Below are 19,163 nucleotides of genomic sequence, written 5' to 3'. Positions count from 1 at the left end.
ACCAGCCGGTCCAGCGTGTCGGCGACGACGAAGTCCGCGCCGCGGTCGATGAACGCCTGCACGGGGGCGGGCGCGCCCTTGCCGAGGATCCGGTCGCGCAGGACGGCCTTGCGGTCCTTGGCGGTGATGTCGGGGTTCTGCTCGGAGCCCGACAGCGCGAACTCCTTTTCGACGATCTTGCGCGTGAGGACGAACCAGGAGTGGTCGTGGCCGGCGAGGTCCTCGGTGGTGCGCAGATGCCGCAGGGTGCTGAGGGTGTCGTAGCCCGGCAGGCAGGGGTCGGGCAGCCGGCGGCCCAGGGCGTCGAACCACATCGAGGACGGGCCGGGCAGGATGCGGATGCCGTGGCCGGGCCAGACGGCGTCCCAGTTCTGGACGCCCTCCGTGTAGTGCCACATGCGGTCGCGGTTGACGAGCCGGGCCCCGGCCCCGGCGCTGATGTCGAGCATGCGGCCGTCGACGTAGGCGGGGACGCCGGTGACCATCTCGGCGGGCGGGGTGCCGAGACGCTCGGGCCAGTGGCGGCGGACCAGGTCGTGGTTGGCGCCGATGCCGCCGCTGGTGACGATGACGGCCTGGGCGCTCAGCTCGAAGTCGCCGACGCGCTCGCGGCTGGAGGAGACACCGCGCGGGGAGTCGTCGGGCGCGAGGACCGTGCCGCGTACGCCACGGGCGGCGCCGCCCTCGACGACCAGCTCGTCGACGCGGTGACGGTGGTGGAAGGTGAGCAGCCCGTCCCGCGAGGCCTGCTCGGCGTACCTGACGAACGGTTCGACGACGCCCGTGCCGGTCCCCCAGGCGACATGGAAGCGGGGCACGGAGTTGCCGTGTCCGTCGGCGCGCAGATCGCCGCGTTCGGCCCAGCCGACGGTCGGCACGAAGGAGATGCCGTGCCCGGCGAGCCAGGTCCGCTTCTCCCCGGCCGCGAACTCGACGTAGGCGCGCGCCCAGCGCACCGCCCAGGAGTCCTCGTCGTCGGTGCGGTCGAACTGTGCGCTGCCCTGCCAGTCGCTCCAGGCGAGGTCGAGGGAGTCCTTGATGCCGAGGCGCCGCTGTTCGGGCGAGTCGACGAGGAACAGCCCGCCGAAGGACCAGAACGCCTGGCCGCCGAGGTTGGCGGCGTTCTCCTGGTCGACCAGGGCGACCCGTCGGCCCCTGCTGGTGAGTTCGTGCGCCGCGACCAGGCCGGCGAGGCCCGCTCCGACGACGATGACGTCCGCGTCCATGGCGACCGTTGCCTTTCTCATTCGGGGTGGTGCTCGGGGTGACTGTGGGTGCTGCCCTCGGTGAGCAGCGCGGTGAGGAGCTGTTTGAGCCAGGCGCGGGCGCCGTCCACGTCCTTGTCGAGGAGCAGTTGGGTGGTGACGCCGTCGTACGCGGCGACCACCGCGTGGGCGGCGGCGTCGGCGTCGCCGAGGACGGCGGGCAGTGCGGTGAGGGCGCGGTCGCGGCCGAGCCGGTCGGCGATGGCGCCGCGCAGGGTGGCCCGGTGTTCGAGCAGGGACCGGGCGACGGCCGGGTCACGGGCCGCGTGCACGAGGAAGTCCGTCTTGACCAGCAGCCAGTCGTGGTCGAGGAGCAGTACCTCGGTGACGCGGTCCACGGAGGCGGGCACGTCGAGGCCGGGGCCGTCCCCGGCGAGCGCGTCGGCGACCTGCCGGGCGATGAGGTCGGCGCGCTGCCGGTAGAGCGCGAAGAACAGTTCGTCGAGGCTGGCGAAGTTGGAGTAGAAGGCGCCCCGGCTGTATCCGGCGGCCTCGCAGACCTCCTCGATGGAGACCCGGCCGAACCCCTTGGCGGCGAACACCTGGAAGGCGGCGTCGAGGAGGTTGGCCCGGGTGCGCACCCGGCGCCGGGTGACCCGCCTCGCCGTCTGTTCGTCCGCCATGTCGGACCTCCGTTCGATACGGGAATGTATCCGATGCGTTGATGTATCGAAAGGCTCTCGACGCCGGCTCGGCGAACCGCGACCGACGCACCTCGACGCCACATGGAACATACATTCGATTAGGGAGTACGCTGGCCCCATGACCAGGCACCTCCAGGGCTCCCTCTTCGACCAGACCGACGAGCTGCGCCTCGGACCCCTGACCGGGATCCGCCGTACCGCGCTCGGCTCGGGCGCCTGGATCGACGTGCTCCCCGGCTGGCTGACCGGGGCGGACCAGCTCTTCGAACAGCTGGCGGCCGACGTCCCGTGGCGCGCCGAGCGCCGGCAGATGTACGACCAGCTGGTCGACGTACCCCGGCTCCTCGCCTTCTACGGCGAGGACCGTGAGCTGCCGCACCCCGTGCTGGACGAGGCCCGCGCGGCCCTGTCCGCCCACTACGCCGACGAACTGGGCGAGCCCTTCGTCACCGCGGGCCTGTGCTACTACCGCGACGGCCGCGACAGCGTCGCCTGGCACGGCGACCGGATCGGCCGGGGCGCCCGCGAGGACACGATGGTCGCCATCCTCTCCGTGGGCGCGCCCCGCGACCTGCTCCTGCGTCCGGTGCGCGGCGGCGACACCGTGCGCCGCCCGCTGGGCCACGGCGACCTGATCGTGATGGGCGGCTCCTGCCAGCGGACCTGGGAGCACTGCGTACCCAAGTCGACGCGGGCCGCGGGGCCGCGCGTGAGCGTCCAGTTCCGGCCGCGCGGCGTGCAGTAGGAGGCCACGCGGACCGGCCCACCCCGGCCGGTGTGCTTCGCTGTCCCCGTCGGACACGGACCTCACCCCACGGGACGATCATGCGGGCAGACGTACGGCAGGTGGCGGACGGCACCTACCTGGTGCACGGCGGCCACACCAACTGGGTGATCCTCACCGAGGGCGACGCCGTCACCCTGATCGACACCGGCTACCCCGGCGACCGGCGGCGGCTCCTGGACTCCCTCGCCGCGGTGGGCGGTTCGCCGAAGGCGGTCACCGCCGTCCTCCTCACCCACGCGCACAACGACCACCTCGGCTCCGCCGAACACCTGCGCACCGAGTACGGCATCCCGGTCCAGCTGCATCCGGCCGAAGTCCCCCACGCCCGCCGGGAGTTCCTCCAGCAGGTCGCTGTCGGCACGGTGCTGCGCAACGCCTGGCGGCCCGGTGTGCTGCCCTGGGCGCTCCACGTCCTGCGCGCCGGCGGCACCGAACAGCACCCGGTCACGGTGCCGGAGCCGTTCCCGGCCGCCACCGGCGCCCTTGACCTGCCCGGCCGGCCCGTTCCCGTGCACACCCCCGGACACACGGACGGCCACACCGTCTTCCACCTCCCCGAGGCCGGGATCCTCGTCTCCGGTGACGCGCTGGTCAGCGGGCACGCGACCGCACGGGTCCGCGGCCCGCAACTGCTGCCCGGCATGTTCCACCACGAGCGGGCCCGCGCACTGGCCTCGCTGGACGTGATCGCGTCCCTCGCCGCCGACACCCTGCTGCCCGGCCACGGCCCCGTCCACCGGGGGCCGGTCCGGGAGGCCGCACAGCGGGCGCGGGAACGCGCCGTCTAAGGTCAGGCCATGGCTTTGCAGATCAGTGCCACCAACCCGGAGCATCCGGCCCTCCTGCTGGAACTGCCCTGGCAGCTTCCGCTGGAGGAGTGGCCCGAGGACGTTCTCGTACCGCTGCCGCGCGGCATCTCCCGGCACGTGGTGCGCTACGCCCGCGCCGGCGACGAGGTGATCGCCGTCAAGGAACTGGCCGAGCGCCCGGCGCTGCGCGAGTACGAGCTGCTGCGCGTCCTGGACCGGCTCGGCATCCCCGCCGTCGACCCGCTGGCCGTGGTCACCGGGCGCACCGACACCGCGGGCGACCCGCTGGAGCCGGTGCTGGTCACCCGGCATCTGGGCGGGTCGATGCCGTACCGGTCGATGTTCGAGACGACGATGCGTCCGGCGACCATGCACCGGCTGATGGACGCCCTCGCCGTACTGCTGGTGCGGCTGCACCTGTCCGGCTTCGCCTGGGGCGACTGCTCACTGTCGAACACCCTGTTCCGGCGCGACGCGGGCGCGTACGCCGCCTATCTCGTCGACGCCGAGACCGGTGACCTGCATCCACGGCTGAGCCCCGGTCAGCGCGACTACGACCTCGACCTGGCCCGCGTCAACATCAGCGGCGAACTGCTCGACCTGGAGGCCTCGGGCGCGCTGCACCCGTCGGTGGACCCGATCGAGTTCGGCAGGGAGATCTGCGCCCGCTACGAGCGCCTGTGGGAGGAGCTGACCCGCACCTCCGTCTACCCGGCGGGCAAGTACCACTACATCGAGCGCCGGATCCGCCGCCTCAACGAGCTGGGCTTCGACGTGGCCGAGATGCAGATCGAGCACTCGTCCAACGGCGACACGGTCACCTTCGTGCCGAAGGTCGTCGACGCGGGCCACCACCAGCGGCAGTTGCTGCGGCTGACCGGCCTGGACACCGAGGAGAACCAGGCCAGGCGGCTGCTCAACGACCTGGAGAGCTGGATGGCCACCCAGGACGACTACGCCCCGGGGGACCCCCTCGCCGCCCGCCCCGAGGTGCTGGCGCACCGCTGGGTGCGGGACGTGTTCCGGCCGACCGTGCGGGCCGTGCCGCTCGACCTGCGCGGCTCCATGGACGCGGCGGAGATCTACCACGAACTCCTCGAACACCGCTGGTATCTGTCGGAGCGCGCTCAGCACGACATCGGGCTCGACACGGCCGTCCAGGACTACATCGCCAGGATCCTGCCCCGCGCGCGGGAGACCCTGGAGCCGACGACGCCCGAATGAGCCGGGCGCCGGGCGCGCGTCACTCGTGCGGGATCACGGCGACCGGGCAGTCCGCGTGGTGCAGCACGCCGTGCGCCACCGAGCCGATCCGGGCGCCGACCGCCGTACGGCGGGCCCGCCGGCCGACGACCACCAGCTGGGCCCGCCCGGACACCGACAGGAGCACCTGCCCCGCGCTGCCGATCTCGACGTGCTCCACCACGGGCACGTCCGGGAAGCGTTCCCGCCACGGCGCGAGGGCGTCGGCCAGCGCCTTCTTCTCGTACGGCTCCAGGCCGCCGGCGTCGTCGAGCAGCTTGAGCGAGGCGGGGCTGTAGGAGAACACCGGTGGCAGCGTCCAGGCCCGCACGGCGCGCAGGGACGCGCCGCGGGCGGCGGCCGTCTCGAACGCGAACCGCAGCGTGGGCCCGCTGTCCTCGGGGGAGCCGTGCTGTCCGACGACGACCTCGTGCCCGGCCACCTCGGCGCTCGCCCTGTCCCCGGCCCGCACCAGCACGACCGGGCGGCGGGCCTCGGCGATCACCTGCTGGCCCACCGAGCCGAGCAGGAAACCGACGACCGCGCCGTGCCCGCGCGAGCCCAGCACCAGCAGCTCCGCCTCCGCCGCGGCGGCGACGAGCGTGTCCGCCGGGTCGCCCTCCAGGACGTCGCTGGTCACCCGCAGTCCGGGGTGGCGTCCGGATACGTCGGTGACGGCCTCCAGGACGGCTGCCCGCACCCACTCCGCCTGGGCTTCCCGGTCGGCCACCTCGGCCGCCGCGTCCGGCTGGAACCGCCAGGCGTGCACCACCCGCAGCGCCAGATCCCGCCGTACGGCCTCCCTGGCCGCCCAGGCCAGTGCCGCGAGGCTCTCTTCCGTCCCGTCGACCCCTGCCGTGATCGGGCCCGTCATCCCGTCGCCTCCCCGCGTCGTGATTTCACTTCGTCGGGTCCAGTGTTCACCACTACAGTCGGCGTCATGACCTTGGAGTGGGAACAGGTGATCGTGGACTCGGCCGATCCGGTCGCCCTGGGACGATGGTGGGCCGAGGCCCTCGGCTGGGTCGTGGTGAACGACGCGGCCGACGAGTTCGAGATCAGACCGGCCCCGGACCGGCTGCCCGGCCTGCTGTTCGGGACGGTGCCCGAGGCCAAGACGGTCAAGAACCGGCTGCACCTGGACTTCCGTCCCCAGGACCAGCGCGCGGAGGTCGAACGCCTGCTGGCCCTGGGGGCGCGCCATGCCGACGTCGGTCAGGGCGAGGTGAGCTGGGTGACGCTGGCGGACCCCGAGGGCAACGAGTTCTGCGTGCTGAGCGACCGCAGGAGCTGAAGGCCCCGCCCCCGCGTCGACCGCCGGTGCACGGGTCTGCACCGAGAGCGCACAGTGCGCCTGGTCCCGGAGCGGACCGGGGCGATCGAACATACGATGGGCGGGAACCGGCGCGGGGCCCGCCGTGCCGCGAGTCCGTGGACCGCCCTCCCCTTGTCGGGCGGTCCTGACCTCCGGGGTGGGAGACGTATGGCACAGGCCGCCGAGACCGCGCGGACCGTCATTCTGACCGTGGACGACGATCCGGGGGTCTCCCGCGCCGTCGCCCGCGATCTGCGGCGCCGCTACGGCGCCGCCTACCGGATCGTGCGTGCCGAGTCCGGCGAGTCCGCACTGGACGCCCTGCGTGAGCTGAAGCTGCGCGGCGACCTGGTGGCCGTGATCCTGGCCGACTACCGCATGCCGCAGATGAACGGCATCGAGTTCCTCGAACAGGCCCTGGACGTGTATCCGGGCGCCCGCCGCGTCCTGCTGACCGCGTACGCCGACACCAACGCGGCCATCGACGCGATCAACGTCGTCGACCTCGACCACTACCTCCTCAAGCCGTGGGACCCGCCGGAGGAGAAGCTCTACCCGGTCCTGGACGACCTGCTCGCGGCATGGCGCAGCAACGACCACCGGCCCGTCCCGGCCACCAAGGTCGTCGGGCACCGCTGGTCGGCGCGCTCCTCCGACGTACGCGAGTTCCTGGCCCGCAACCAGGTGCCCTACCGCTGGTACTCCTCCGACGAGCCCGAGGGGCGGCGGCTGCTCGCCGCGGCCGGTGCCGACGGGCAGCGGCTGCCGCTGGTGATCACCCCGGACGGCACGCCGCTGATCGAGCCGGACGCCCCCGAACTCGCCTCCCACGTCGGGCTGGCGACGACTCCGGAGGCCGAGTTCTACGACCTCGTGGTCATCGGCGGCGGCCCGGCCGGGCTCGGCGCGGCCGTCTACGGCGCCTCGGAGGGGCTGCGGACGGTGCTGGTGGAGCGCTCGGCGACCGGCGGGCAGGCCGGGCAGAGCTCCCGCATCGAGAACTACCTGGGCTTCCCCGACGGCGTGTCCGGCGGGCAGCTCACCGACCGGGCCCGCCGGCAGGCCGCCAAGTTCGGCGCCGAGATCCTCACCGCGCGCGAGGTGACGGGACTGGAGGTCAACGGCCCCGCCCGCGTCGTACGGTTCTCCGACGGGTCGGCGGTCGCCGCGCACAGCGTGATCCTGGCGACCGGGGTGTCGTACCGCCAGCTCCTCGCGCCGGGCTGTGACGACCTGACCGGGTGCGGGGTGTACTACGGCTCGGCGCTCACGGAGGCGGCCTCCTGCCAGGGGCAGGACGTGTACATCGTCGGCGGCGCCAACTCCGCGGGCCAGGCGGCGATGTACCTGGCGCGGGGCGCCAAGTCCGTGACGCTCCTGGTGCGCGGGGAGTCCCTGGCCGCGTCGATGTCGCACTACCTCATCCAGCAGATCGAGGAGGCGCCGAACATCTCCGTGCGGGCCCGTACGGTCGTGGAGGCGGCGCACGGGGAGGGGCACCTGGAGCAGCTCACCCTGCGGGACGTGGACAGCGGGGCGAGCGAACTCGTCGACGCTCAGTGGATGTTCGTGTTCATCGGCGCGGCCCCGCTGACCGACTGGCTGGACGGCACGGTGCTGCGCGACGGGCGCGGGTTCATCCTGGCCGGGCCCGACCTCACCGCGGACGGGCGGCCGCCGGCGGAGTGGGAGCTGGACCGGCCGCCGTACCACCTGGAGACCAACATTCCCGGCGTGTTCGTGGCGGGCGACGCGCGCGCCGAGTCCGCAAAGCGCGTCGCGTCCGCCGTCGGAGAGGGAGCCATGGCCGTCATGCTCGTCCACCGTTATCTGGAGCAGTCATGAGCGGGCGGCCGGTGCCCTGCGAGCCGGCCGAGATCAGCACGCTGTTCCTGTTCGAGAAACTCTCTCCCGAGCAGCTCGGACGGCTGTGCGCGGAGGGCCGGGTGGAGCGGTTCGAGCCCGGCCCGGTCTACACCGAGGGCGACCCGGCGACCTGCTTCTACGTGATGATCGACGGCACGGTGGTGCTGTACCGCCGGGTCGGCGGCGACGACGTCGAGGTCAGCCGCACCTCGCAACGCGGGGTGTACGCGGGCGCGATGCAGGCGTATCTCGGGGACCGGGTGCCGCAGGTCTACAACAACTCGATGCGGGTGACCGAGCCGACGCGCTTCTTCGTGCTGCCCGCGCAGTCGTTCTCGGACGTGATGCACGAGTGGTTCCCGATGGCCGCGCATCTGCTGGAGGGGCTGTTCTTCGGCTCGAAGAACACCCAGCGGGCCATCGGCCAGCGTGAACGGCTGCTGGCGCTGGGTTCGTTGTCGGCCGGACTCACCCACGAACTCAACAACCCGGCCGCCGCGGCCGTGCGGGCCACGGCGACGCTGCGGGAACGAGTGGCGAAGATGCGGCACAAGCTCGCGATCATCTCGCAGGGTGCCTACTCCCGCGAGGTGCTCGCCGTGCTGATCGAGATCCAGGAGCGCACGGCCGAACGGGTCGCCAAGGCCCCCGTGCTGAGTCCTCTGGAGGCTTCCGACCGGGAGGACGAGCTGACCGACTGGCTCGACGACCACGGCATCCAGGAGGGCTGGCGGATCGCGCCGACGTTCGTGCAGGCCGGGCTCGACGTGGACTGGCTGGAGGAGGTCGCGGCGGCCGTGCAGGCCGACATCCTGCCCAACGCGATCGGCTGGCTCAACTACACGGTCGAGACCGAGCTGTTGATGGACGAGATCGACGACTCCACCAACCGGATCTCCCATCTCGTCGACGCGGCCAAGCAGTACTCCCAGCTCGACCGCGCCCCCTACCGGGTCGTCGACGTCCATGAACTCCTCGACAGCACCCTGCTGATGCTGTCCGGGAAGATCGGGCAGCGCATCGAGGTCGTCAAGGACTACGACCGCGGTGTGCCGGACGTCCCCGCGTACCCGGCGGAACTGAACCAGGTGTGGACCAACCTCGTCGACAACGCGGTGTTCGCCATCAACAGCGACGGCGGCGAAGGTACGTTGACCGTGCGGACCGCACGGGAGGGCGACCGGCTGCTGGTGGAGTTCGGTGACACCGGGCCCGGTATCCCGGCGGACATCCGCGGCCGGATCTTCGACCCGTTCTTCACCACCAAGCCGGTCGGCGAGGGCACCGGCCTCGGCCTGGACATCTCCTGGCGGATCGTCGTGAACAAGCACCACGGCAGCCTCCAGGTCGAGTCCGCGCCCGGCGACACCCGCTTCCAGGTGCTGCTGCCGCTGACCGCGCCCGAGGCCGAGACCGAGGCCGATCCCGAGAACGCCGCCGACACCTCCCCCGAGACCGCCGAGGAGCCCGTATGACCGACGCCACCGCCATCGACCCGAGCGTCCCGCCCAGCGGCACCGGCTGCGTCGAGTGCGACGCGTCCGGCGGCTGGTGGTTCCATCTGCGGCGCTGCGCGCTGTGCGGCCACATCGGCTGCTGCGACTCCTCCCCCGCCCAGCACGCCACCGCGCACTGGAAGTCCACCGGGCATCCCCTGGTGCAGAGCTTCGAGCCCGGCGAGGACTGGTTCTGGGACTACGACAGCGACGAGCTGTACGAGTCCGGCCCGGAGCTGGCGCAGCCGTCCGGCCACCCGCTGGACCAGCCCACGCCCGGCCCGGCGGGACGCGTGCCGGACGACTGGGCCCGGTCGCTCAACCGCTGAGCCCGGCTCGGCGGGGTCCCGGCTTGGCGGGGTCCCTGCCCGGCGGTCTCCCCGCTCGGCAGTGTTCCTGCTCGCGGGCGAGGTTGTCGGTGCCGCGTGCCAGGATGGAGCCGTGCCACCCACAGCGTTCGCCACCGCGTTCATCGGCCGGGACGAGGAAATCGCCCGGCTCTCCGGCGTGCTGGAGCGCGCCCGTGCCGGGGAGGCTCGGGCCGTGCTGCTCGCCGGGGACGCCGGCGTCGGCAAGACGCGCGTGCTGGACGAGACCGCGGCGCGCGCCGCGCGCACCGGCACGACCGTGCTGACCGGGCACTGCGTCGACCTCGGTGACGTCGGCCTGCCCTATCTGCCGTTCACCGAGATCCTGGGCGTGCTCGCCGGGGACGAGCGCTTCGCGGCCGTCCTCGCCGCGCATCCCGTCGTCGGCCGGCTGCTCGGCGGCGGGCCGGACGACGCCGTACGGGACCTGGGCGGACGGCTGCGGCTGTTCGAGGGGATGGCGGGCCTGCTGGCCGACCTCGCGGACGTCAACCCGCTCCTGATCGTGCTGGAGGACCTGCACTGGGCCGACGAGTCCTCCCGGGACCTGCTGCGGTTCCTGCTGAGCCGCGGTGTCCTGCAGCGGCCCGCGGGCGGCGCCCCCGCCCACCGGCTCGCGCTGCTGGCCTCCTACCGCGCGGACGACCTGCACCGCCGCCACCCGCTACGGCCCCTGCTGGCCGAGCTGGTGCGGCTGCCGGGCGTGGAGCGGCTGGAGCTGCGGCCCCTGGCGGACCCCGAGGTGACCCGGCTGGTGCGCGCCCTGGAGGACCGTCCACTGCCGGAGGCCACGGTGCGCCGCATCGTGGAGCGCGCCGAGGGCAACGCCTTCTACGCGGAGGAACTGCTCGCCGCGACGGACACCGGGGCGGGCGGCGTGCCGAGCGGCCTGGCCGACCTGCTGATGATCCGCGTGGAACAGCTCTCGGACACCGCCCAACTGGTGCTGCGCACCGCGGCCGTGGCCGGACGGCGAGTCGAACACGACCTGCTGCGGGACGCGGTCGCCCTGCCCGAGGACGAGCTGGAGTCGGCGCTGCGCGAGGCCATAGGCCGCCAGCTCCTCGTCGCGGGCGCGGGCGGCACGTACGCCTTCCGGCACGCGCTCGCGCGTGAGGCGGTGTACGCCGACCTCCTCCCGGGGGAACGGTCCCGGCTGCACGGCGCGTTCGCCCGGCTCCTCGGCGGCCGGGGGCATCGCGCCGAGACCGCCGCCGAGCGGGCCCACCACTACCGCGAGAGCCATGACCTGCCGGAGGCGCTCGCCGCCTCCCTGGAGGCCGCCGACCACGCCCAGCGGGTGGGGGCGCCCGCCGAGGAGCTGCGCCAGCTGGAGACCGCGCTCGACCTGTGGCCCACGGTGGACGCCGCCGCCCGCCCGTCGGGCGAGGGCCTCGACCGGGTCACGCTCATGCTGCGCGCCTCGGCGGCGGCAGCGCACGCCGGGCAGGGGCACCGCGCGGTGTCGCTGACCCGGGCCGCGCTCGCCGGGGTGGACCAGGACGCCGACTCCGAACTCGCCGCGCGCGTGCGGTACACGCTGGCCGGCACCCTCCTCGGCGTCGACAGTCTCACCGCGGCGTTCCGCTACAGCAGTGAGGCCCTGGCCATGATCCCGGCCGAACCGCCGTCCCCGACCTGGGTGTGGGCCGCGGCCACCCATGTCCTGGCCGCCCGTCAGGTCGGCGAGACCGAGACCGCGCTGCGGGTCGCCCGGCAGGCGCTGGGCGTCGCGGACCGGCTGCGGGTGAGAGACGCGCAGGCCGACCTGCTGATCTCGCTCGCCATCCTGGAGGGCGGCGGCAGGCGCTCCGCCGAGGGCCGCGAGCGCCTGCGCGAGGCCCGCGAGCTGGCCCGGCGGGCCGGCAGCGCCCCGGTGGAGATGCGGGCCCTGTTCAACCTGGCCATCGGCTGCTACGAGGCCGGGGAGTTCGAGGAGTGCCTGCCCTGGCTGGCCGACGGCCTGGACCGGGCCCGCCGGGCCGGCCTGCTCTCCTCGCCGTACCCGCTGGAGATGCGCTACCTGCAACTGCTGCTGCTGCACACCCTGGGCCGCTGGGACGAGTGCGTGCGGACGGCGGCGGCCGACCTGGCCGTCCTGCCCCACACGGGCGGGTACGCGGCCGGGCCCGCGCTGTACGTCGCGCTGGCCCGCGGCGAGACGGGGGCCGTCGAACGGGCCGAGGCCCTGACGGAGGGCCCCGCCGACTGGATGGCGATGCTCGTCGCGGCCGTCGTACGGACCGACGCGGCGGCCCTGCGGGGTGACGCCGAGGCGGCGGTGGCGCAGTTGCGCGCCTCCCTGAAGGCGCTGACCCAGGACACGGGCGGCTACCTCGACGTCACCGTCCGGCTCGCCGCGCTCACGCTGACGCCGGTCGCGGACACGGCCGCCTCGGCCCGCGCCGGTGGCGACGAGGCCACGGCGGCCCGCTGGGCGGCTGTCGCGGAGGAACTCGTGGACCTGGCACGGACGGCTGCGCGGCGCGGCGAGGCCGGCGTGCCGCAGGGTCCGGAGGGGCAGGCCTGGCTGGCCCGCGCCGAGGCCGAGCGGGCTCGGGCGGCCGGCGAACCGGACGCGGCGGCCTGGGAGAAGGCCGCGGCCGCCTTCGAGTTCGGCGACGTGTACGAGCGCGCGCGGTGCCGGCTGCGGCTGGCGGAGGCCCTGTCGGCCGCCGGCCGGCGCGACGAGGCGGCCGTCGAGGCCCGCGCCGCCCGCGAGACGGCCGTACGGCTGCGGGCGGCGCCGCTGCTGGAGCGGGTGGACGACCTGATCCGGCGCGGCCGGCTCGCGCCCGCGCCGCCCGGCCGGGAGGGACCCGCCGCCCTCACCGCGCGCGAACGGGACGTCCTGCGGCTGCTCGCCCTGGGCCGCAGCAACCGTCAGATCGGCGAGGAACTCTTCATCAGCGGCAAGACGGCCAGCGTCCACGTCTCCAACATCCTGGCCAAGCTGAGCGCGTCCAGCCGTACGGAGGCGGTGGCGATCGCCCATCGGGAGAGGCTGCTGGAGGCGGAGCCGGGGGCGGGGACGGGGACGTCGGGCTGAGGTCGGCTGAGGTCGGGCGGGGGATCCGCTCGGGAATCCCTCGGGAACCCCTCCGTCCTGCCGTCCGTTCTTCCGGCGAGTCCCTGTGAGGGTCGGGACCGGGACATCGGGCGGCACGATGAGTGAGTTGGTTTCCGGGGCCAATGTGGCCCTGCCGGAAGGTGCGCTGGCTGTCCGGGTGTCCGGTCCCTTCGACGTGTGCGCGCTGGTCACGGACGACAGCGGCAAGGTCGGCGGGGACGGCGACTTCGTGTTCTACAACCAGCCGACGGCGCCGGGGGCCGGGCTGCGGGGCGACACGCTCACGCTGGAACCGGCGCGGCTGCGGGCCGGGGCGACCCGGGTCACGGTGGTCGTCAGCGCGGCGGAGCCCGGCACACCCCCGGCCCGGCTGCCCGCGCCCACACTCAGGGTCACCGACCGTCAGGGCCGTGCGCTCGCCCGGTTCACCCCGCCGCCCGCCCGGTGGGAGACGGTGCTGCTGCTCGCGGAGGTGTACCGGCGCGGCGGCGTGTGGAAGCTGCGTGCGCTGGGCCAGGGGTACGCGGACGGACTGGCCGGGCTGGCCCGGGACTTCGGGGTGGAGGTCGCCGACGACGGGACCGCTCCCCCACCCCGCGGCGTCGCCACGCCCGCACGCGTCCCCGCCGCCGATCCCGACGGATTTGCCGGGCAGGTCAACTCCGCGCGCGCCGCGGCCGGTTCACCGCCCGTGTCGCTGGACGCCCGGCTGGTCTCGGCGGCCCGTGCGCACGCCGCAGTGATGGCCGCGGCCGGCCGGCTGGGCACGACGGGCGCCGACGGTGTCTCCGTCCACCAGCGCGTCACGGCCACCGGCTTCCGCTACCTCGCGGTGGGCGAACACCTGGTCTCCGGGCCCCGCACCCCGGCCGAGTTCCTCGCGTACTGTCTGCGCACCGACCAGGCCCGGCGCACCCTGCACGACCCCGCGTTCACCCATGCGGGCCTGGCCCAGGCGAAGGACGGCCGTACCGGTGACGTCTTCTGGACGGTCCTGTGGGCGAGCCCGCTGACGCCGGCCGGGCTGGCCGGGACCGAGGCGGAGGTCATCGACCGCACCAACCGGGAGCGGGCGCGGGCGGGACTGCGTCCCCTCGCCGCCGATCCGCTGCTGGCCACGGCCGCCCGCGCGTACAGCGCCGACATGGCCGCCCGTTCCTTCTACTCGCACACCTCCCCGGAGGGCAGTCAGCCGTGGGACCGCGCCGCCGCCGCGGGTTCGGCCCGGCGCACGATCGGCGAGAACATCGCCTGCGGGCAGCGCTCCCCCTCCGAGGTGGTCGAGGGCTGGATGAACAGCCCCGGCCACCGCGCCAACATCCTCAAGCCCGCCTTCACCCACATCGGCGTCGGCTTCGCGGGCGGCGGCCCGTCCGCCACGTACTGGACCCAACTCTTCGGCGCCTGACGCCCGATGGGCCCGGCCGGCCCCCTCGGCCCCGCCGAGTGATCTGCGCCTCACAGGCAACCCGGCCCGCCGTACGCACGTCTTGATCGACAGCAACACCACCCACAGCATCCGGTGACGCCCGCCCCGGCCACCCCACAGCCGGGGCGAATTTCGGGCGCACTATACACGCCATGTATACACACCGCGTATACATGGCCTCCGAGAGGAATCGATGTACGGCAAGGCCTTCGCCCCGGAGTACCAGGGCGCCCTCACCACCCTGTCCGTGAACGCGTCCCTGACCGACGTGCTGACCGCCGGCACCGAACAGTTGGCGGCGGCCGAACGGGCCGGCCAGCACGCGGAGGTGGCCCGTTCCGGGCTCGCGGTCGCCGAGGCGCACCGCCGGCTGGGCCAGGTGCGGGAGGCGGACCGGGCCTGGAAGGCGAGCTACCGCGCGGCGCGGGAGGCGGGCGACGTGGCGGCGATGGCCTGGGCCCTGTGGAGCGGCGGCACCCTGGCAAGGCAGCGCGGCGCCTTCCCGCTGGCCCGACGGCTGCTGGCGCTGGCGGCCGACCTCGGCGAGCGCGGCGGGGACGTCGTCGTCCGCGGATACTCGCTGGCCGGGCTCGCGGAGACCGGCCGCATCCAGGGGGACTACGAGGCCGTCGGCCGGCTCCATGAGCAGTTGCTGGCCGAGGCCCGCCGGCGCGGCGAGGCACGGCACACGGTGTGGGCGCTGGAGGGCATCGCGCAGATGCACCGCAACTCCGGGGACCTCGACACCGCTCTCACCCTGTTCCAGGAGGCGGCCGAGATCTCCGCGCGCGCCGACGACCGCAGGGGACACGCCTGGGCACTGCGCGGCCTGGCCGACCTGGTCTCGGTGCGCGACGGCGACACCGAGCGCGCCCTCGCGCTGCTGTCCGAGGCGGAGTCGACCTGCCGTGCGATGGACCTCACCAGCGCGCTGGCCTACAACCACAAGATGCGCGGCAACGTCCTCTATCGCGCGGCCCGTTACACCGAGGCCCGGGATCTCTACCGGCAGGCCCTCACGGAGTTCGGTGCGATGAGCGAGCCGCGCGGGATGGCCCTCGCCCGGCTCGGACTCGCCAAGTCGCTGGCCCGCCTGGGCCGCGACCGCTCCGAGACGGCCACGGAACTGGCCGCTCTGGCGACCGAGTTGGAGCGGATCGGGCTACGGCACGCGCGGGCGATGGTGGCACGGGCCGAGCAGGAACTGGGTATCGGGACGGAATCGGCCCGTCCGGGCGGCGCGACCGTGGAGGCCGTACGGTGACGGCGCTCTCCACGACGTTCTCCACCGCGTCCTCCAGCGCGTCCTCCACGACGTCCTCCACGACGATCGGCCCCGCCGCGGCCTCGGCTCCGCCGGGCGCGCCCGCCGTCCTCGACCGCTGCCGCGCGCTGGTGCGACCCGCGCTGGACGAGGCGGTCGGCCGGCTGCATCCGTGGGTGGGCGAGATGGCCGCGTACTCCTTCGGCTGGTGCGAGGTCGGCGGCGCCCCGGTCGGCGCCTCCGGCGGCAAGGGGGTGCGGCAGGCCCTCGCCGTGCTCGGCGCGGAGGCGGCGGGGGCGCCCGCGCGGGCCGGGGTCGCCGCGGCCGTCTCGGTCGAACTCGTGCACACCTTCTCCCTGTTGCACGACGACATCATGGACGGCGACCCCACGCGAAGGAGCCGCCCCACCGTCTGGAAGGCCTACGGCACGGGGCCCGCGGTCCTCGCGGGAGACGCCCTGTTCGCACTGGCCGTGGAGACGCTCGCCGCCGCCCCGGGCGGCGCGGGCGGCGTACGGCTGCTGTCCCGGGCACTCGCCGAGCTGGTGCACGGCCAGGCCGACGACCTGCTGTTCGCGGCACGGCCCTGGTCGGGGCACGGGCGGGTACGACCGGAGGCGTACCGGGCGATGGCCGAGGGCAAGACCGGCGCGCTGCTGGGCTGCGCTGCCGCGCTGGGCGCGGTGCTCGGCGGCGCCCCGGAGGCGACCGTGACCGCGCTGGACCGGGCCGGGCGGCATCTCGGGATCGCCTTCCAGGTGATCGACGATCTGCTGGGTGTCTGGGGCGATCCGGCCGTGACAGGCAAGCCCGTCCACGGTGACCTGCGTGCGGGCAAGAAGACGTTCCCGGTGCTGGCGGCCCTGGAGTCCCCCGCGCCGGCGGCCCGGCGCCTCGCCCGGCTGCTGGAGTCCGGGGGCGACCCGGCCGAGGCGGCCGTACTGGCCGAGGAGGCCGGGGGCCGGGCGGCCGCGCTCGCCGAGGCGCGCCGGCAGGTGTCCGCCGTGGAGGCCGCGCTCGCCGGGGTGCCGCTGCGCACCCGGGCCGCGGGCGAGCTGCGCTCGCTGCTCGACTTCCTGGTGCGGCGCGACCTCTGACCACCGTCCGGACCCCGGTTGACCTGCGCCACCGCCGCGCGACAGGGTGCAAGGAGCGCGCGGAACAGCGCGCGGGAAAGGTGGTCGTCTTGATCGGCATCACGGACATCGAAGCCGCGGCGGAGCGGATCGCCGGGCACGTGGTCCGCACCCCGACCCTCCCGAGTCCCGGGCTCTCCGGCCTGCTCGGCGTCCCCGTCACCGTCAAGCTGGAGCTGCTCCAGCGCACCGGCTCCTTCAAGGCGCGCGGGGCGGCGGCGAAGCTGCTCTCGCTCGACGAGGCGGAGCGGGCGGCCGGGGTGGTCGCGGTGAGCGGCGGCAATCACGGGATCGCGGTGGCGGTCATGGCCGCCGCCCTCGACGTGAAGGCCACGGTCGTCATGCCGCGTTCGGCGCCCGCCCGCGCCATCGAGATCGCCGAGGAGGCGGGCGCCTCGGTGCGGCTGACGGACGGCATGGGCAGCGCCTTCGCGCTGGTGAACGACCTGCGCGACGAGGGCCTGACGTTGGTGCACCCGTTCGACGACCCGGTGGTGGTCGCCGGGCAGGGCACGGTCGGCCTGGAGTTCGCGCAGGACGCCGTCGACGAGCTGACGGACGTCGTGGTCAGCGTCGGAGGCGGCGGTCTGATCTCCGGTGTCGCCGCGGCGCTTCGGGCGCTGCGTCCGCGGGTGCGGATCTGGGGCGTGGAGACCGAGGGCGCGGAGGCGATGGCCGAGGCACTGAAGGCCGGCGGTCCGGTGCCGGTGGAGGTGTCGTCCATCTCCACCACGCTGAGCGCGCCGTCCGTCGCACCGCTGACGTACGAGCATGTCGCGGCGCTGGTGGGCGAGGTGCTCGTGGTGCCGGACCGGGAGGCCGTACGGGGCTGTCTGGAGCTGGCCGAGCACGCCAAGGTGTGGACCGAGCCGGCCGCCGGGTGTCTGCTGCCGGCCGCCCGGCGGATCGTGGAGCGGGTGGGCCCGGACGCCCGGCTGGGGCTGGTGGTCTGCGGGGGCAACGCGTCGGCGGCGGACATGGCGTCCTGGGCCGAGCGTTTCGGACTGCGCTGACGAATCGGACCGCGCCGACGACTCCTAGCGTGCCGACGATTCCGCCTGTGCGGACGCGTCCGACCGCCCCGAGGTTTTCGGTGTGCGTGTGCGCGGCGCCGAGGAAATCGCCCGCGGTGGCCGTCGTCCTGGAATGGACCGACGGGCGTCGCGGGCGATTCCCGTTGCCGCCCGGCAGCCGTTTACCCCTGGTTACACCCCTGGACGGCCCGAAGTAATTTCCTTTCCTCGCACATACGATCGGCGCCTCGCCCGCTTTTTTGAATGAAAGACAGAAATCCCGGCGGAGTTGCGGATCTCTTGAACGCACACCCTCTCGATCGCCGTACCACTGGGAAAGGTGAGCAGTCGGGGGTTCAGCGAGGGATGACCATGGTCAAGGCGCACGTCTCCACGCACGAGTTGGTCGCCGGTCGGTACCGGCTCCTCGACGTCGTCCACCGCGAGACGAACCGCGTCGGCTGGTACGGCGAGTACACCGACGACGCGCCGGGCACCCGGCCGTGTCTGGTCACCCGGATCGGGCTGCCCGCGGGCCTCGGCGAGGAGGACGCGCACCGGGCCGCGCAGCGTGTGGTGCGGATGTCCGAGACGATGGCGCGGGTGTGCCCCGGCCGGGTCGCCACCGTGCTCGAGGCCCTCGCCGAGGGCGGGTCCCTGTGGACCGTGACCGAGTGGATCGACGGCCTCCCGCTGGGTCAGCTGATCGAGCAGCGGCGGGTGTTCCCGCACTCCCGCGCCGCCCGGATCGGGCTGGAACTGCTCGACGTGCTGGAGGCCGCGCACGGCGAGGGCATCACCCACGGCGAGCTGAGCCCCGGTCAGGTGTTCGTGCGGGCGCGCGGCCCCGTCGTCGTCACCGGCTTCGGCCTCGCGGGCGCGACCCTCGCTCCCCGCCTGGCCGCCCCCTCGTACGCCTCCCCCGAGCAGGCTCGGGACGAGCGGATCGGGCCGGCGGCGGATCTGTGGGCGGTGGGCGCGATCCTCTACACGATGGTCGAGGGCCGGCCTCCGTACCGGGACCGGGACCGGCCGGAGGCCACGCTGAAGGGCGTGGACCGGCTGCCGTTGCGCACCCCGCTGCGGGCCGGTCCGCTCGGGCCCGTCGTCCAGGGCCTGCTGCGCAAGGACTCGCGGGAGCGGATGACCCGGCCGGCGGTGCGCCAGAGCCTCGCCCGGGTCCTGGACGAGGACACGCACGGGGTGCCCGCGCCCCGGCTGCGGCGCGCGTACGCCGTCGCACGGGTCGCCGGCCCGCGGTGGAGCGGGCGGGCCATGGCGGCCGGGACCGCGCTGGCCGTGGTCGGCGTGACGGTCGCCGCCCTGGCCGCGACGGGCCAGTTGCCCGGCACCGAGAACACGTCGTCCGACGGCGCGCAGGCCCGCCCGACAGCGCCCAGCGCCCCGCCCGGCGAGGACGGCGCCGACAGAGTCACGGAGGTGCCGGCACCGGCCCTGT

General features: G+C 74.2%; 16 protein-coding genes. 13 read left to right on the top strand and 3 right to left on the bottom strand.

Annotated elements, in window-relative coordinates:
- Together BZL64_RS27940 and BZL64_RS27935 are read right to left on the bottom strand one after the other, a co-directional pair.
- Positions 1 to 1,226: FAD-binding dehydrogenase (locus BZL64_RS27940; RefSeq protein WP_086771951.1), on the bottom strand; the 1,226-nt coding region annotated here is incomplete at its 3' end.
- A 17-nt stretch (positions 1,227 to 1,243) separates the two neighbouring features.
- Positions 1,244 to 1,888, bottom strand: coding sequence for a TetR/AcrR family transcriptional regulator (locus BZL64_RS27935; RefSeq protein WP_086771950.1), 645 nt, complete (start codon positions 1,886 to 1,888; stop codon positions 1,244 to 1,246).
- Between the two features lie 139 nt (positions 1,889 to 2,027).
- On the opposite strand from BZL64_RS27935, the gene BZL64_RS27930 reads away from it, so the two are divergent.
- The 3 genes from BZL64_RS27930 (at position 2,028) to BZL64_RS27920 (ending at position 4,729) form a co-directional block, all read left to right on the top strand.
- Positions 2,028 to 2,654, top strand: a complete 627-nt coding sequence (locus BZL64_RS27930; protein WP_086771949.1) for an alpha-ketoglutarate-dependent dioxygenase AlkB — start codon at positions 2,028 to 2,030, stop codon at positions 2,652 to 2,654.
- An 80-nt stretch (positions 2,655 to 2,734) separates the two neighbouring features.
- Positions 2,735 to 3,484 carry an MBL fold metallo-hydrolase gene (locus BZL64_RS27925; protein WP_086771948.1) on the top strand — a complete coding sequence of 250 codons (750 nt, stop codon included), beginning with the start codon at positions 2,735 to 2,737 and terminating at the stop codon, positions 3,482 to 3,484.
- 9 nt (positions 3,485 to 3,493) lie between these two features.
- Complete coding sequence (locus BZL64_RS27920) at positions 3,494 to 4,729, top strand: DUF4032 domain-containing protein (protein WP_086771947.1); 1,236 nt, start codon at positions 3,494 to 3,496, stop codon at positions 4,727 to 4,729.
- 19 nt (positions 4,730 to 4,748) lie between these two features.
- Here the strand turns inward: BZL64_RS27920 and BZL64_RS27915 are convergent, their stop codons facing one another.
- Positions 4,749 to 5,621 (bottom strand): universal stress protein, encoded by an 873-nt coding sequence (locus BZL64_RS27915; RefSeq protein WP_086771946.1) that lies wholly within the window; start codon positions 5,619 to 5,621, stop codon positions 4,749 to 4,751.
- 66 nt (positions 5,622 to 5,687) lie between these two features.
- Here BZL64_RS27915 and BZL64_RS27910 point away from each other — a divergent pair, with 66 nt between their 5' ends.
- The 10 genes from BZL64_RS27910 to BZL64_RS27865 form a co-directional block, all read left to right on the top strand.
- Complete coding sequence (locus tag BZL64_RS27910) at positions 5,688 to 6,041, top strand: VOC family protein (RefSeq protein ID WP_086771945.1); 354 nt, start codon at positions 5,688 to 5,690, stop codon at positions 6,039 to 6,041.
- A gap of 189 nt (positions 6,042 to 6,230) precedes the next feature.
- Entirely contained in the window at positions 6,231 to 7,907 is a 1,677-nt protein-coding gene (locus BZL64_RS27905; RefSeq protein WP_086771944.1) for an NAD(P)/FAD-dependent oxidoreductase, read from the top strand.
- Positions 7,904 to 9,403 (top strand): ATP-binding protein, encoded by a 1,500-nt coding sequence (locus BZL64_RS27900; RefSeq protein ID WP_086771943.1) that lies wholly within the window; start codon positions 7,904 to 7,906, stop codon positions 9,401 to 9,403. The genes BZL64_RS27905 and BZL64_RS27900 overlap by 4 nt, the downstream gene beginning before the upstream one ends.
- Complete coding sequence (locus BZL64_RS27895; protein WP_086771942.1) at positions 9,400 to 9,753, top strand: UBP-type zinc finger domain-containing protein; 354 nt, start codon at positions 9,400 to 9,402, stop codon at positions 9,751 to 9,753. The genes BZL64_RS27900 and BZL64_RS27895 overlap by 4 nt, the downstream gene beginning before the upstream one ends.
- Positions 9,754 to 9,865: 112 nt before the next feature.
- A complete protein-coding gene (locus tag BZL64_RS27890) occupies positions 9,866 to 12,841 on the top strand; it encodes an ATP-binding protein (protein WP_086771941.1) in 2,976 nt (991 codons plus the stop codon).
- A gap of 118 nt (positions 12,842 to 12,959) precedes the next feature.
- The gene (locus BZL64_RS27885; protein WP_086771940.1) at positions 12,960 to 14,270 is read left to right on the top strand and encodes a CAP domain-containing protein; all 1,311 of its coding nucleotides are present in this window, start codon (positions 12,960 to 12,962) and stop codon (positions 14,268 to 14,270) included.
- Positions 14,271 to 14,484: 214 nt separating this feature from the next.
- On the top strand, positions 14,485 to 15,555 hold the full coding sequence (locus BZL64_RS27880) for a tetratricopeptide repeat protein (protein ID WP_086771939.1): 1,071 nt from the start codon (positions 14,485 to 14,487) through the stop codon (positions 15,553 to 15,555).
- 65 nt (positions 15,556 to 15,620) lie between these two features.
- Positions 15,621 to 16,652: a polyprenyl synthetase family protein gene (locus tag BZL64_RS27875; RefSeq protein ID WP_086771953.1), complete on the top strand. Its 1,032-nt coding sequence runs from the start codon at positions 15,621 to 15,623 to the stop codon at positions 16,650 to 16,652.
- Positions 16,653 to 16,741: 89 nt separating this feature from the next.
- Positions 16,742 to 17,704, top strand: coding sequence for a threonine/serine dehydratase family protein (locus tag BZL64_RS27870; protein ID WP_086771952.1), 963 nt, complete (start codon positions 16,742 to 16,744; stop codon positions 17,702 to 17,704).
- 366 nt (positions 17,705 to 18,070) lie between these two features.
- Positions 18,071 to 19,163 (top strand): protein kinase domain-containing protein (locus BZL64_RS27865; RefSeq protein WP_107430356.1); only part of this gene is annotated, 1,093 nt, incomplete at its 3' end.

The organism is Streptomyces bobili, assembly GCF_002154575.1.
Taxonomy (GTDB): Bacteria; Actinomycetota; Actinomycetes; order Streptomycetales; family Streptomycetaceae; genus Streptomyces; species Streptomyces bobili.
This window is presented reverse-complemented; position numbering and strand designations above follow the sequence as displayed.